The sequence below is a fragment of the Sphingomonas sp. genome, from assembly GCF_024508665.1.
Lineage (GTDB): Bacteria > Pseudomonadota > Alphaproteobacteria > Sphingomonadales > Sphingomonadaceae > Sphingomonas.
The window spans coordinates 1-13,861 of sequence record NZ_JANINP010000004.1 but is presented as its reverse complement, the minus strand read 5'-3'; the positions used below and the strand labels follow the sequence as shown (position 1 = coordinate 13,861).

The window sequence follows — 13,861 nt, the reverse complement described above, 5'->3', positions numbered from 1 at the left end:
CGATCCGTTAGCGCGTCCCGCCGCCAATCGCCAAGCGCGCGGCGGTCTCGCCCGACCGAAGTGCGCCTTCGATCGTCGCCGGCAGACCGGTACGCGTCCAATCACCCGCCAGGAATATGTTGCGCCAGCGCGTCGCGGCCGGAGGGCGCTTTGCGTCCTGCTCCGGCGTCGCGGCGAAAGTGGCACGCTTTTCCTTGACGATCTGCCACGCCGGCATGGGCGCGGCGAAGTGATAGGCGCTCTGGATGTCCGCCCAGAAACGGCGCGCCAGTTTCTCGCGGTCGAGATCGACGAGCGCATCGGCGGCACTGACGGTCACCGAGATCCGGTCGGGAAAAGCAAACAGCCATTCCGCGGTACCATTGAGCAGTCCGAGCATTGGCGCCGCGCTTTCCGGCGGCGCGATCGCGAAGTGGCCGTTGACGATCGAATGAAAACTATCAGGCGCCGAGATTTCGGGCAGCAGCGTGGTCGCTACCCAGGGCGGAACGGCGAGGATCACTGCTTCGTCATCAGCCAGGGGTTCCGAACCAGCGCCCCAGTCGAGCGCGGTCGCTCGATCGCCGATCGTTTCAATCGCGCGCAGGCGCCTGCCCGGCGTGAATGGCGTGCCGCGAGCCGCAAGCCAGGCCAAAGCGGGGTCGATGAACGCCGCGCCAAGGCTCGGCTCGGCAATGCGCGGCAATGTCGCCTTGCCGCCGCGCAGTAGTGATTCGCGAAGCACCGCAGCAGTCAGCAGGGCGGATCCGGTTTCTGGCGGCGTGTTGAGCACGGCGAGCAGCACCGGTGCCATCAGCTTGCTCCAAACCGGCCCCGCCGCATCGATCCGGTCGCCAACTGCGTCCGCCGCGGCGCCGGTCAGCAACCCGGCGAGCCTGAGATAGTCCAGCGCACCCGTTCCCGGTACGCGCCGGTGCTTCGATAGCACCCACCAGGGCAGCATGCCGTCGTTCATTCGGATCGCCCAACGTTCGCCGCTGGCGAGATCGGCGAACGCGAAGTCGGCATGATCCGGCCCGGCAAGCGGCGTACTTGCCCCAATCGTCGCGCGGAACGCCGCGACCGACGTGTTTCCCGACAGCACCAGATGGTTGCCGTTGTCGATCGTCAGGCCGAGCTGTGGGTCGTGATAGGAGCGACATCGTCCGCCTGCCTGGGCGGCGGAATCGGCGACACGGACGGTCAAGCCAGCTTCGACCAGCCGCACCGCCGCCGACAGCCCGGCGAGACCGGCACCCGCAATCGTCGCTCGCGCGAAGGTCACTGCGTCACCAGCAGACGTGCAACGGTCCACAGCAATGCCGGCTTGCTCACCCTGACACGTCGGCGCGGCGGCGCCCAGCCGACGACCTCCATCCGCTTGAGCAGCTTCGAATAGACCGCTTCCATCAATCGTGGCGCGATCAGATGGCCGTTCGGCCTGGCAGCGAGAATTGCATCAGCAGCCCGATAATGGTCGTGCGCACGCGCCACCAGCGGACGCACCGCTTGGTCGATGCGCGGATCGGCAACCACCTCGGCCGGCGTGGTCGGCGTGATTCCGGCCGCGGCCAAGGCCTCAGACGGCAGATAGACGCGGCCGATCTCGGCATCCTCATCGATATCGCGCAGGATATTTGTGAGCTGAAGCGCGCGGCCCAGATGGTGCGCAAGCTCGATGCCGGGCTGGCGAGGCATGCCGAACACGCGTACCGACAAACGCCCGACTGCCGACGCTACCCGGTCGCAATAGAGATCGAGTTCCGCCATCGCCGGCCAACGTATGTCGCAAGCCACGTCCATTGCCATGCCGTCGATCACGGCTTCGAAATCGGCGCGGTCGAGGTCGAACCGGCGCACGGCTTCGGCTACAAGTGCGGCCTGTCCCGGATCGCCGCCAGCATAGAGAGAATCGAGATCGCGGCGCCAGCGGTCGAGCGCTAGCGCGCGTCCTTCCCTCTCCCCATGCTGATCGTCGGCGATGTCATCAACCGCTCGGCAAAAGCCGTAGATCGCATACATCGCCTCGCGCTCGGCCCTGGGCAGCATGCGCATACCGGCATAGAAGGAGCTGCCCGCAGCCTGGGTCGCCGGCGCGGTCGTTGAGGCATCGCTCATGCGGCGCGCCGAAAGAGGACGGGAAGCGCCGCCCCAAGCGCGATCCAGCCCGCTTCGACCTTGCCGTGATGGACGCGCTCGCTGAGCGGGTCGCGCGCTTCCAACCGGTCGCACAGGCCCAGCGCCAACCGGTGGATCGCCGCTACTTCCGCCGCCAGCCGCCGATCGCGGATCTGCTCAGCGAAAGCGGCGGACGAGTCGAGCAACTGCCGCGTCCGTCCGACCAGATCGGTCAGGATCGCCCGCAGTGCCGACGTGGCGCGCGCTTCGCCAAGATCCTCGATGCGCAGGCCTGTATCGAGCGGGATATAAACGCGGTCGAGCTCTCGATAATCCTCGGCGCAGTCCTGGAGATGGTTGATGATCTGCAGGGCCGCGCACAAAGCGTCGTTGGCGGGCCAAGTCTCGCGGCTTTCGCCGTGTACGTCGAGGACATAGCGCCCGACCGGCATCGCCGAGAGGCGGCAATAGCCGATCAATGCATCCCAATCGGAGTACCGAGTGACCGTTACGTCGCGGACGAAAGCGTCGAGCAAATCATGGGCGTGAATCGGGTCGATCTGCCGCGCCTTCATTACCTCGGCCAGCGCCATCGCTTCGGGAGCACCCTTTCCGTCGAGGCCGGCGCGCATCTGCGCGAGCAGTTCGAGCTTGGTCTCGGGCGAGGCCTGCGCATTGTCGGAAATGTCGTCCGCGGCACGAGCGAAGCGATAATAGGCCATGACGGGCGCGCGATGCTCGGGGCGAAGCAGGAAGCTCGCCACCGGGAAATTCTCATCGGTATGCCCCTTGCCCGAAGCAAGGTCGGTTACTTCTGTCATCGCCCCGCCGCCGCCTGCGCCCGACCTTTCCACATGCCGCCACGACCGCGCATGTGCTGCCAGGCCGATAGCAAGGTGCATCCGGCGTAGAAAGCCGCGATCAACGGCAGCACAATGCCCCAGAGCGGCGAGCGTCGATAAAAAGCCAGCATCGGCTGGAACGCGATCGCCATCAAACCCCAGGCGGCAATCCCCGCGAACCGTGCGGGGCCGTGGCCGCAAAGGGCGAGCAACGGCGGCGCTGCATAGACCAGCGCCAAGCCCAACAGGGTGCCGGCGAGTAGCAAGGGCGAATACCGCAATTGGGCATAAGCCGAGCGCGAGATCATCGCTGCCACCGCGCCGAAACCGTCATACGGCCGGATGCTTCGCGACCGGTCGGTGAGGCCGAGCCAGATGCATCCCTGCTGCTTGAGCAAGGCACCCAGCGTGCAATCGTCGATCAGCGCATCGCGAATCGCGGCGATGCCGCCGGCTGCTTCGAGCGCTTTGCTCCGTACCAGCATGCAACCACCGGCCGCGCCGCCCTGGCCTGTGGGGCGATTCACCAGGCCGAACGGATAGAGCATCTGGAAGAAGAAGACGAAGGCAGGGATCAGCATCCGCTCGGCGAAACTGTCGGCACGGAGCTTGGCCATCAGGCTGACCAAAACGAGTCCGCTCGCCTCCCCCCGCGCGACCAGCGTGCGCAACGTGTCCGGCGCATGCTCGATATCGGCATCGGTGAGCCACAGCCAGGTCGGTGCGCTCCCGGCTCGCTCGATACCTTGCGAGACCGCCCATAATTTTCCGGTCCAGCCAGGCGCGAGCGGCAGGCCGCGCACCACCGCGACTCGATCGCTTCCCAGCCCGCGCGCGATGTCGGCGGTGCCATCGCTCGACGAATCGTCCATCAGGATGATGCGGAAACGTCCGGGATAATCCTGTGCGGCAAGGCTACCGATCGAACGCGCGATCACATCGGCCTCATCGCGGGCCGGCACAACGGCCACCACGTCCGGCCATTGCGTGGGGTCGACCGGAATATCGCGCGTATCGCGTTCGCGCGTCAACCAGAAACCGTGCCGGGCAAAGATCAGCACCAGCCAGATCGCCAGCGACAGTCCGGCGACGACCGTCCAGATCACCGCACCATTCCCGCGCCGCGGAACCAGGCGATCGCATCGGCCAGCGCCTCGCGATGCGGCCGCGCGCGATAGCCGAGCTCGGTTTCCGCTTTGGCCGAGGTGAAGAACATGCGGTGCTTCGCCATCCGCAGCGAATCCATGTTGAGAAACGGATCTCCGCCGGTGATCCGCGCAACCTGCTCGTTCGCCCAGGCAAACGGGAACAGCGGCGTTCGCGGGATGCGGATCGTGGGGGGCCTACGACCGACGATCGCGGCGATGTCGGCGAGCATGTCGCCCAGCATCACGTCCTGGCCGCCCAGGATATAGCGCGCGCCGACCCGCCCCTTGTCGAACGCGAGCAAATGGCCGTTGGCGACATCGTCGACATGGACGAGATTGAGCCCCGAATCGACAAAAGCCGGCATCCTGCCGTTCGCCGCCTCGACGATGATTCGCCCGGTCGGCGTGGGCCTCACGTCGCGCGGCCCGATCGGCGTGGAGGGCTGGACGATTACTGCGGGCAGGCCGCGTCCGGTGACCATGTCCTCGACCAGCCGCTCAGCGACGACCTTGCTCCGTTTATAGGCGCCAACCACTTGGTCGGGGGTTGCCGCGCGGCTTTCGTCAGCGGGCTCGCCCTCGCGCGGCTTCAACGTGGCGACGCTCGACGTATAGACAATGCGCTCGACGCGGGCGGCGAGCGCCACTTCCATCACTATCCGTGTTGTCGCTGCGTTGTTGCGGACGATTTCTTCCGGATCGGGTGCCCAGAGGCGGTAATCCGCCGCGACATGGAAGAGATGGCGCACCCCGGCCATCGCCCGTGTGACCGCTTCCGCATCGCGCAGATCGCCTTCGACGAGTTCGCCCGGAAAGTCGCCTAGATTGGTTCGCGGGCTCGACTCCCGGACGAGGCCACGCACCCACGCACCGCGCGCCGCCAGCGCTCGCGCCACGGCCGAGCCGACAAAACCGGAAACGCCGGTGACGAGGACGAGCGGAGATGACGCTTCGGAAGGACCCACGCGCGCGCTCTACACATGACCCGCGGCGCAGGATAGAGGAGCAGTCATGGGAGGCATTCCGATGGCGATCGTTGCCGGCCTGGCATGGGGAATGCTGGGACTGAGCCTGATTGGCTCGGCCTATATGATCGCGGCTGCGATCACGTTGCAATCCTTCCTGTCGCCTCGTGCCGCCGCTGGGCGCCGCAACGATGCCGTGACGATCCTGAAGCCCCTATATGGTGCCGAACCGCGTTTGGCCGACAATCTGGCAACGTTCCTGGCGCAGGATCACGATGGGCCCGTCCAGGTCCTGTGCGGCGTCCAGCGTCCCGACGATCCCGCGATTGCCGTGGTTGAAACGCTTCGCGCGCGTTTTCCTCAGGCGCGAATCGACTTGATCGTCGATCCGACGCCGCATGGTGCCAATGGCAAGATCGCCAATCTGATCAATCTCGAGCCGTATATCGCGCACGAGATCGTCGTGCTGAGCGACAGCGACATGGCGGTAAAGGCCGACTACCTGACGCGCCTACTCGCGGCGCTCGACACGCCAAAGACGGGAGTGGTGACGGTCGCGTATAACGGCCGCGGGGATGCCGGTTTCTGGTCGAAGATGGTCGCCGCCGGGCTTAGCTGGCAGTTCCTGTCAGGCGTGGTGTTCGGAGCGATGTACGGTCTGGCGCGGCCCTGTATGGGATCGACCATCGCGATGCGGCTCGAGACCTTGGCCGCGATCGGCGGCTTCGCCGCCTTTGCCGACGTGCTGGCGGATGACTACGCGATCGGCGAGGCAGTTGCGGCATTGGGACTCGAGGTCAGAATGCCTCCAATGCTGGTCACTCATGCCTCGACGGAAGCTAGTTTCGGGGAGTTTTGGCGGCACGAACTACGCTGGGGCGCGACGGTCCGAAATGTTGCGCCAGCCGCTTATCTGACGAGCGTGATCGCCATGCCGCTGCCGCTTGCGCTCCTCGCGATCCCCCTTCACCCGCTGCCGGGCCTCGCGATCGCCGGACTCGCCCTGCTTGCCCGCCTTTCGGTCGCCATCGTAGCGGATCGGCGCGGCGGCGCACGAACCGCGCCGTTATGGATTCTGCCGTTGAGCGATTGCCTCGCTTTTTCGGTGTTTATTGCCAGCCTGGCGGTGCGATCGGTTGATTGGCGCGGTGCAACACTTAGAATGGCACAACGTGGCCGGATCTCGGCCGAACCGGAGTTACCTTTCCGATGATGCGCTCGCTGTTTCTTCAGGCCCCTTCGTTCGACGGTTATGACGGAGGTGCCGGCGCCCGGTATCAGATGAAGCGGGAGGTGCGCTCCTTCTGGTATCCGACCTGGCTCGCCCAGCCCGCGGCGCTGATTGAGGGATCGAAACTGATCGACGCGCCGGCGCACGATCTCAGCTGGGACGACATCAAGCATGAGGTCGACGACAAGGATCTCGTCATCCTGCACACCTCGACGCCGTCCTTTCGCCAAGACGTCCACACCGCCGAGCTGATTCGCGCGCGCAATCCCAAGGCGCTGATCGGCCTGATCGGCGCCAAGGTGGCGGTGGAGACCCAGAAATCGCTGGAGGCATCCACCGCGATCGATTTCGTCTGCCGCAACGAATTCGACTTCACCATCCTCGATATCGCCAAGGGGACACCGCTCAGCGAGGTCCATGGCATTTCGTATCGTGACGCCGACGGCACGATCGTTCACAACAAGGACCGCGCGGTCGTCGAGAACATGGACTCGCTGCCCTTCGTCTCACCGATCTACAAGCGCGACCTCCAGATCGAGAAATATTTCGGCGGCTATCTCAAGCACCCGTACGTCTCGTTCTACACCGGCCGCGGCTGCAAGAGTCGCTGCACGTTCTGCCTGTGGCCGCAGACCGTCGGCGGCCACAATTACCGCACGCGGTCGATCGGCCACGTCATCGAGGAAGTGAAATACGTTCTGAAGGAGATGCCCGAGGTCAAGGAGATCTTCTTCGACGACGACACGTTGACCGACAACGCGCCGCGGATCGAGGAGCTGTCGAAGGCGCTCGGCGAGCTCGGTTTCGGCAAACCGGGGTTCCGCGTCTCGTGGAGTTGCAACGCCAAGGCCAATGTGCCGAGGAAGACGCTGGAGGCGATGAAAGCGGGCGGCTGCCGCCTGCTGCTGGTCGGCTATGAAAGCGGCAACCAGCAGATCCTGCACAATATCAAGAAGGGCCTGCGCACCGATGTCGCGCGGCAATTCACCAAGGACTGCCACGAGCTCGGCATCGTGATCCACGGCACTTTCATCCTGGGCCTGCCCGGGGAGACCGAGGATACGATCGAGGAAACGATCAATTACGCCAAGGAAATCAATCCCCACACCATCCAGGTGTCGCTCGCGGCGCCCTATCCGGGGACGTTCCTATTCAAGCAGGCGACCGAGAACGGCTGGTTCGACGGCACCGATCATCTGCTGACCGATGGCGGCAATCAGATCGCGCAGCTGAGCTACCCGCATCTTCCATCGACGGTGATCTTCGACAAGGTCGAGGAATTCTACAAACGCTTCTATTTCCGACCATCCAAGATCGGCTCGATCGTGTGGGAAATGGTGCGCGATTTCGACATGATGAAGCGCCGCCTGCGCGAAGGCGTCGAATTCTTCGACTTCCTGCGCCGCCGCAAGGAAGCCGCATAAACGACGTGAAGCAGCTGATCGTCACGGCCGATGACTTCGGCGCCTCGGTCGAAGTCAATGAGGCGGTGGAACATGCCCATCGCGACGGCATCCTGACGGCGGCGTCGCTGATGGTGACCGGAGACGCGATCGATGACGCGGTTGCACGCGCCCGCGCCATGCCGGCGCTCGGCGTCGGACTGCACGTCGTGCTGGTCGAGGGACGCCCGATCCTGCCGCCCGAACGGGTTCGGGCGCTGGTCGATGCCGACGGGAAGTTCCGCACCGACATGGCGCGTGCCGGCGTCACCATCTTCGCTTCACCTGCGGCGCGGCGACAGCTCGCGGCGGAAGTCGACGCGCAATTCGCGGCCTTCGCTGCGACCGGCCTGCCGCTCGACCATGTCAACGCGCACAAGCATTTCCATCTTCACCCGACCATCGCTGGCACGATCCTGAAAGCCGGGCGGCGTCACGGCATGCGGTCGGCTCGCGCTCCCGTCGAACCGCGCGGTCCGTTGCGAGCGATCGACGGCACCAATACCGGACCGCGTATCGAGACGGCATGGGCTCGCCTCGTTCGCGCACGGATGCGCCGCGCCGGGATGGTCGTCCCCGACCAGGTGTTCGGGCTCGCCTGGTCAGGCGCAATGACGGCGAACCGAGTGCGTGGCCTCGTGGAGCGGCTTCCCGACGGACTGACCGAGATTTACACCCATCCCGCCACCGGTTCCTATCCCGGCGCGGCACCCGGCTACGACTATCGCGGCGAACTGGCCGCGCTTATCGACCCGCTTGCGAAGGCCGTGATTACGCGCGAGAGCGTCGCACTCGGCCGCTTCACCGATTTCGTCTGAGGAAACGTCCATGAATCTCGTGCCCGATTGGGGGGAGTTCGATACAGAAGCGCCGTTGCCCTCCGGTCCGGTGCGGCTCGGCTCTCCCGAACATCTGATGCTGTTCAGCCGGATGATCCTGGACACGCACGATCCCTACCGCCCGGCGCTGATCGACTGGCCCGAACTCGAACCGGAAACGCGCAACAGGATCGTCTCGCTGCCAATCTGGGACATGGCAGTGCAGACCGAGGGCCGTACCGGCCTGTTCGTCAAGACGTTCAGCGAGACGGTCAAGGATCCGCTGCTCAAATCGGCGGTCGAGATGGACGCTTTCGAGGAGCGCCGGCACAAGGTCGTGCTCGCCGATATGGTCCAATCCTATGGCATCGAGTTGCAGCCCGAGCCGGATTATCAAAAGCCGAAGGATGCGGAATGGGCATTCATGCGCTCCGGCTACTCCGAATGTATCGACAGCTTCTTCGGATTCGGTCTGTTCAAACTGGCCAAGGATACCGGCTTCTTCCCGCCCGAGCTGATCGACACGTTCGAGCCGGTGATGCGCGAGGAAGGGCGGCACATCCTGTTCTTCGTCAATTGGGTGGCCTGGTGGCGCCGCAACATGCCGTGGTGGCGGCGGCCCTATTTCGAAGCCAAGGTCATCGTCGTTTGGCTCTTCCTGATCTGGGAACGGATCGATATGGCCAAGGGCATGGGGGACAATAGCAAGGCGCAGGAGAACAACTTCACGCTCAACGGCTCGAAGGAGCTGGGCGTCGAGGTGAGCTTTCCCGAGCTGGCGCGAATTTGTCTATCGGAGAATGACAGGCGGCTGGTGGGCTATGACTCGCGCCTCATCCGTCCGCGCTTCGTGCCGGCAATGATCCGGCTCGCTTTGAAGTTCATGCGCGCGCCCAAGCCGGCGGGAGGCACCGCCTGAAGATTTCCGCCAGCGCCGGCTTGCTGCTGGCTACCGTCGCGGGACTGATCGTCGCGATCTGGACCTTCGGCGCCACCGGTTTTGCCGAGATCGCGGTAGCGGCACGCCGGATCGGTCTGGGCGGATTCCTGTTGTTCTGCTCGTGGTCGCTCGGCACGTTCGTGTTGCTTGGCGCCGCATGGCTTGCCGCCGCGCCCGGCGAGCAGAATGCGCGGATCGGCCGTTTCACCTGGGCGAGAATGGTGCGCGAAGCGGTGTCGGACCTGCTGCCATTCTCTCAGCTCGGCGGAATGGTGGTCGCCGCCCGGTCGCTTTCGGTTACCGGTATCTCCACCCCACGCATCTACGGCTCGCTGGTGGTCGACCTGACGACCGAGATGGCGGCGCAATTGGTTTATACCCTGTTCGGGCTCGCGCTGATGGCCTCGTTGCTGATCGGCGATGGCGCGGCTGCGTCGCTCCGGCCCGCTATTCTGGGCGGCACTGCGGTAATGATCGGGATCATCCTGTTCTTTTTCGTCGCGCAGCGCTCGGCGCTCGACCTTACTGGCCGTATCGGAGAGCGCTTCATACCCGGATCGCAAGGCGCGCTTGGCGATGTGCGGGCCGAGCTTGCGCGTATCTACACGCAGCGCAGCCGGGTAGCGGCCGCGTTCGGCTTCAACCTCACCGCCTGGGTAGCGAGCGGCATGGGCGGCTGGCTGGCGCTTCGCCTGATGGGCGTGCCGATCTCTTTATGGGCCGTGCTCTCGCTCGAAAGCCTGATATTCACGCTGCGCAGCGTCGCCTTCTTCATTCCCGGTGCGCTGGGCGTGCAGGAGGTAGCCTATGCACTCGCCGCGCCCCTGTTCGGCCTGCCGCCGGAAAGCGCCCTCGCGCTATCGCTCGCCAAGCGCGCGCGGGACGTGGCGATCGGCCTGCCGACATTATTATGCTGGCAGTTCGTCGAGGTGCGCAACATCGCGGCCCGCGCACGCTAAACCGATTATCCATTTGTCGGATGACAATGGAAGCTACCGCGCGGTTCACTTGATCGCGAAATGCAGGCGCAATCCTAAAACCAGCGCATCGGCCGCCGCACCCCAACTGGGGTGGCGGACATATTGTACGTCGGGCTGCACCTGCAGCCACTTGGTCAGTCGATGCGTCGCGGTGACCTCGATCGCGGTCTCGGCGCGGTATCTTGGCGTGAACGCCGCGGCGAACGCGCGCAGCGCCGGATCGCCCAAGCGCGCGTGCGCGACCGCAACCCCGTACGACCGATCGTCGGTACCCCAGGAGAATCCTCCCCCGACATACAATCCGATGTCATTGACCTCGGCCGCGGCTTGCCCTGCGCGAATCCATCCCCGGAGCGCGCCGGTCTTCTCGTCCCCGGCAAAAGTTTGCTCATACTGCACATAGGCGCCGGCGCTTCGGCCACGGCCATTGCCATCGAGCCGCGCGAAGCGGTCAGTATAATACCAGGCGCCCAGCTGCAGTTCGCCACCGTCGCCGATCTTCATTTCGCCTTCGACCGAGAGCAGCGCACCATTACGGCCGAACCGACCGGGAAGCGTGCGATGCGGGTGGTTCGGGTCGCCGGGCACAGCGTCGAATATCGCGGTGCGCAGCGTCCAGCGCGGCCGTTCCACCGCAACGACCAGGCCCGGCGACGTCACGGGAAAGATCGACGGACCGTTCAACCCGGATTGCGAATAATCGGGCGCGATACCGAACGAGCTGTTGAGGAACAGCGAGCCGACCGATTGGACGTCGAATTCGCTGTTGAGATCGACCAGCCCGGCTTTGACCCGGACGCCGCCGCTCAACGGCGCTTCGACCCAGGCTTCGAACGGGCGGACAGCGTATGGCGCGTCAATATTGCTGACGACCTGAGCATCGCCGGCGTCGCGCACCGAAAAGCCACCGCCATGGAGAAGAAAGATGTCGGCATGCGCATGCGCGCCGGCCAAACCCAGCAGATCGGTGCCGCTATCGAGATCGAGGTCGAGCCGACCCATCCAGCGCACGCCGCGCCGTTCGCCGCCGGCGGCCACGCCCATGATGTCGGTCGTATAGCGCAGATCGGCCGACGGCTTGTCGTCGGCTCGCGCCACCGCCGGTGCGACACATGCGATCACGCCGCAGGCTAGACGTAAGAACCATTGCACGAGATGGCACCGATCGTTTCTGTCGGTCCGTCCGACCCTGCGCGCCTACCCAGATGCGGTGTCGAGATCAATGCATTATCGCATGTTATAATACATCTTATCCTAACGTCTGCCGCCCAATTATATCGGCGCGTTGGTCCACCTGCTTGCGCTGCTGATCCCCCGCCGCCCAAACGAGATGCGACCAATCGATCGGTACGCCTCTGGCTAATGGAGCAAAACCCGTTCATTCTGCGTTCCGAGAGGGCGGGATAGGATGGAGCGTTGCTTCCTCCCGGTGAACGGAGATTTGAAAATGACGTCTTCCTTAGGTCGCGTAGCCCTGATGGGCGCAGTCGCCGCGACATCGTTGATGCTCGCGGGCTGCATGACCGAAACCACTTACCGCCCGGCGACCGGCGCCGGCTTCTCGCGCGAAGGTTATAGCGATCGCCAGATCGAGTCGAACCGCTTCCAGGTCACCTTTTCCGGCAATACCATGACCTCGCGCGACACGGTCGAGCGCTATTTGCTGTTTCGCGCGGCGGAATTGACCGAGCAGCAGGGCTATGACTATTTCGTCATGGCCGACCGCGACACGGACAAGAAGACGCGAACCTATGTCAACGATTTCGGCGGCCCGTACGGCGGTGGGCTTTGGGGTCCGCGCTGGCGCTATTATGGCCGCGGCTTCGGCTGGCGGAGTTGGGACCCGTTCTGGGGCGATCCTTTCTTCGACCGCAATATCGACGTGAATACGGTCGAAAAGTACGAGGCCACGGCCGAGATCGTGATGGGCAAGGGCCCCAAGCCCGCAGGCAACGTCCGCGCCTTCGATGCCAAGTCGGTGATTGCCAATATCGGTCCGACGATCGTCATGCCGAAATAAGCCGGCGCGACCGGACTAAAACAAAAAGGCCGGGGAGAAATCCCCGGCCTTTTTGTTTGCTTATGCCCTCTCCCGCAAGCGGGAGAGGGGTAAAGATCACCCGACCTGACCGTGGCAATGCTTGTACTTGAGCCCCGATCCGCACGGGCACGGAGCGTTGCGGCTGACCTTGCCTTCCCAATCCTTCGGATCCTCGCCGAGATCAGGCTGTTCCGGCCGAACGATCGATAAAGGCGGTAGGCCGAGATCGCCCAACGCTCGCGACCCGCCATCGATATCGGCGCTGTCGTCATCGCCCGAGAACGGGTCGAAATGCTGCGTGATGAAATCAGGCAGTTCGGGAAGATCGGGCGGCGGCTGGAAGCGGAACTCGGCCGTCGCCAGCACCTTGGTCACGTCCTCACGGATCGATCCCAGCATGCGCTCGAACAGCGCGAACGCTTCCTGCTTGTACTCGTTGATCGGCGTCTTCTGAGCATAAGCGCGAAGGTGAATGACCTGGCGCAGCGCATCGAGCGTCGCGAGATGTTCTTTCCAGTGATGATCGAGATTCTGGATCAGGATCGACTTTTCGATCGTCGTCCAGGTTTCGGGGTCGATGTCGGCCGCCTTGGCGTCGACCAATGCCGCCGCCGCCTCGTTCAGCCGCTCCTCGATCATTTCGACGTCGACCGCCTCCTCCTTGAGCCAGTCGTCGATCGGCGGCTCGATCCCCAACATTTCGGAAACCTTCGCCTTCATCCCCTCGACGTCCCATTGCTCGGGATAGGAATTGGGCGGGCAATGGTCGCTGACGATGGTGTTGATCGTCTCGGTCCGCATGTCGACGACCACGTCGCCGACGGTTTCGGCGTCCATGATGTCGTTGCGCTGCTCGTAAATGACCTTGCGCTGGTCGTTCATCACGTCGTCATATTCGACGACCTGCTTGCGGATGTCGTAGTTGCGCGCCTCGACCTTCTTCTGCGCAGTCTCGATCGCCTTCGACATCCAGCGCGACGGCGGCAGCGCTTCGCCATCTTCCAGGCTCGATCGCATCATCTTGGCGAACAAGGTATTCGGCCCGAAGATGCGAAGCAGATCGTCGTCCAGGCTGAGGTAGAAGCGCGACAGCCCCGGATCGCCCTGACGGCCCGACCGGCCGCGCAACTGGTTATCGATGCGGCGGCTCTCGTGGCGCTCGGTACCGAGCACGAACAGGCCCCCGGCGGCCAGCACTTCCTGCTTCTCGGCTGCAATTTCCTGACGAATGCGATCGATCGCGGCGTCGCGCTCCGGACCCTCGGGCATGTCCGCCAATTCGTCCTCGACGCGGAATTCGAGATTGCCGCCGAGCTGGATGTCGGTGCCGCGGCCGGCCATGTTGGTGGCGATGGTG

General features: G+C 64.4%; 13 protein-coding genes. 6 read left to right on the top strand and 7 right to left on the bottom strand.

The features are described from left to right. Positions 1-7 precede the first annotated feature (7 nt). Genes hpnE through hpnA form a run of 5 tightly spaced genes read right to left on the bottom strand, consistent with a single transcriptional unit; the run spans position 8 to position 5,052 of the window. Positions 8-1,264, bottom strand: coding sequence for a hydroxysqualene dehydroxylase HpnE (hpnE, locus tag Q0L25_RS07270; protein WP_296612928.1), 1,257 nt, complete (start codon positions 1,262-1,264; stop codon positions 8-10). Further along, positions 1,261-2,097, bottom strand: a complete 837-nt coding sequence (hpnD, locus tag Q0L25_RS07265; RefSeq protein ID WP_296612926.1) for a presqualene diphosphate synthase HpnD — start codon at positions 2,095-2,097, stop codon at positions 1,261-1,263. The genes hpnE and hpnD overlap by 4 nt, the downstream gene beginning before the upstream one ends. After that, entirely contained in the window at positions 2,094-2,918 is an 825-nt protein-coding gene (hpnC, locus tag Q0L25_RS07260) for a squalene synthase HpnC (protein WP_296612924.1), read from the bottom strand. Before hpnC ends, hpnD begins: the two co-directional genes overlap by 4 nt. After that, positions 2,915-4,045, bottom strand: coding sequence for a glycosyltransferase (locus Q0L25_RS07255; RefSeq protein ID WP_296612922.1), 1,131 nt, complete (start codon positions 4,043-4,045; stop codon positions 2,915-2,917). The genes hpnC and Q0L25_RS07255 overlap by 4 nt, the downstream gene beginning before the upstream one ends. Next, complete coding sequence (gene hpnA, locus Q0L25_RS07250; protein WP_296612920.1) at positions 4,042-5,052, bottom strand: hopanoid-associated sugar epimerase; 1,011 nt, start codon at positions 5,050-5,052, stop codon at positions 4,042-4,044. Before hpnA ends, Q0L25_RS07255 begins: the two co-directional genes overlap by 4 nt. Positions 5,053-5,098: 46 nt before the next feature. Here hpnA and hpnI point away from each other — a divergent pair, with 46 nt between their 5' ends. From hpnI to Q0L25_RS07225, 5 genes are read left to right on the top strand one after another with little or no spacing between them, the layout of a single operon-like run. Next, the gene (hpnI, locus tag Q0L25_RS07245; protein ID WP_296612918.1) at positions 5,099-6,265 is read left to right on the top strand and encodes a bacteriohopanetetrol glucosamine biosynthesis glycosyltransferase HpnI; all 1,167 of its coding nucleotides are present in this window, start codon (positions 5,099-5,101) and stop codon (positions 6,263-6,265) included. Beyond that, on the top strand, positions 6,262-7,707 hold the full coding sequence (gene hpnJ, locus Q0L25_RS07240; RefSeq protein ID WP_296612916.1) for a hopanoid biosynthesis associated radical SAM protein HpnJ: 1,446 nt from the start codon (positions 6,262-6,264) through the stop codon (positions 7,705-7,707). The genes hpnI and hpnJ overlap by 4 nt, the downstream gene beginning before the upstream one ends. Positions 7,708-7,712: 5 nt before the next feature. Next, entirely contained in the window at positions 7,713-8,543 is an 831-nt protein-coding gene (hpnK, locus tag Q0L25_RS07235) for a hopanoid biosynthesis-associated protein HpnK (protein WP_296612915.1), read from the top strand. A gap of 10 nt (positions 8,544-8,553) precedes the next feature. Continuing rightward, positions 8,554-9,462 (top strand): ferritin-like domain-containing protein, encoded by a 909-nt coding sequence (locus Q0L25_RS07230; protein ID WP_296612913.1) that lies wholly within the window; start codon positions 8,554-8,556, stop codon positions 9,460-9,462. Between the two features lie 20 nt (positions 9,463-9,482). Next, complete coding sequence (locus Q0L25_RS07225; RefSeq protein ID WP_296612911.1) at positions 9,483-10,442, top strand: lysylphosphatidylglycerol synthase domain-containing protein; 960 nt, start codon at positions 9,483-9,485, stop codon at positions 10,440-10,442. Between the two features lie 45 nt (positions 10,443-10,487). Here the strand turns inward: Q0L25_RS07225 and Q0L25_RS07220 are convergent, their stop codons facing one another. Further along, positions 10,488-11,561, bottom strand: coding sequence for a carbohydrate porin (locus Q0L25_RS07220; protein WP_296612908.1), 1,074 nt, complete (start codon positions 11,559-11,561; stop codon positions 10,488-10,490). 379 nt (positions 11,562-11,940) lie between these two features. Between Q0L25_RS07220 and Q0L25_RS07215 the strand changes: the two genes are divergently transcribed. Further along, positions 11,941-12,483 (top strand): hypothetical protein, encoded by a 543-nt coding sequence (locus Q0L25_RS07215; RefSeq protein WP_296612906.1) that lies wholly within the window; start codon positions 11,941-11,943, stop codon positions 12,481-12,483. Between the two features lie 96 nt (positions 12,484-12,579). Here Q0L25_RS07215 and Q0L25_RS07210 read toward each other — a convergent pair. After that, positions 12,580-13,861 (bottom strand): SEC-C metal-binding domain-containing protein (locus Q0L25_RS07210; RefSeq protein ID WP_296612905.1); only part of this gene is annotated, 1,282 nt, incomplete at its 5' end.

Excerpts from the sequence above, each read along its gene's own strand:
- hpnD (WP_296612926.1), bottom strand. The coding sequence starts at position 2,097 with ATGAGCGATGCCTCAACGACCGCGCCGGCGACCCAGGCTGCGGGCAGC.
- hpnC (WP_296612924.1), bottom strand. The coding sequence starts at position 2,918 with ATGACAGAAGTAACCGACCTTGCTTCGGGCAAGGGGCATACCGATGAG.
- hpnI (WP_296612918.1), top strand. The coding sequence starts at position 5,099 with ATGGGAGGCATTCCGATGGCGATCGTTGCCGGCCTGGCATGGGGAATG.
- hpnJ (WP_296612916.1), top strand. The coding sequence starts at position 6,262 with ATGATGCGCTCGCTGTTTCTTCAGGCCCCTTCGTTCGACGGTTATGAC.
- Q0L25_RS07230 (WP_296612913.1), top strand. The coding sequence starts at position 8,554 with ATGAATCTCGTGCCCGATTGGGGGGAGTTCGATACAGAAGCGCCGTTG.
- Q0L25_RS07215 (WP_296612906.1), top strand. The coding sequence starts at position 11,941 with ATGGGCGCAGTCGCCGCGACATCGTTGATGCTCGCGGGCTGCATGACC.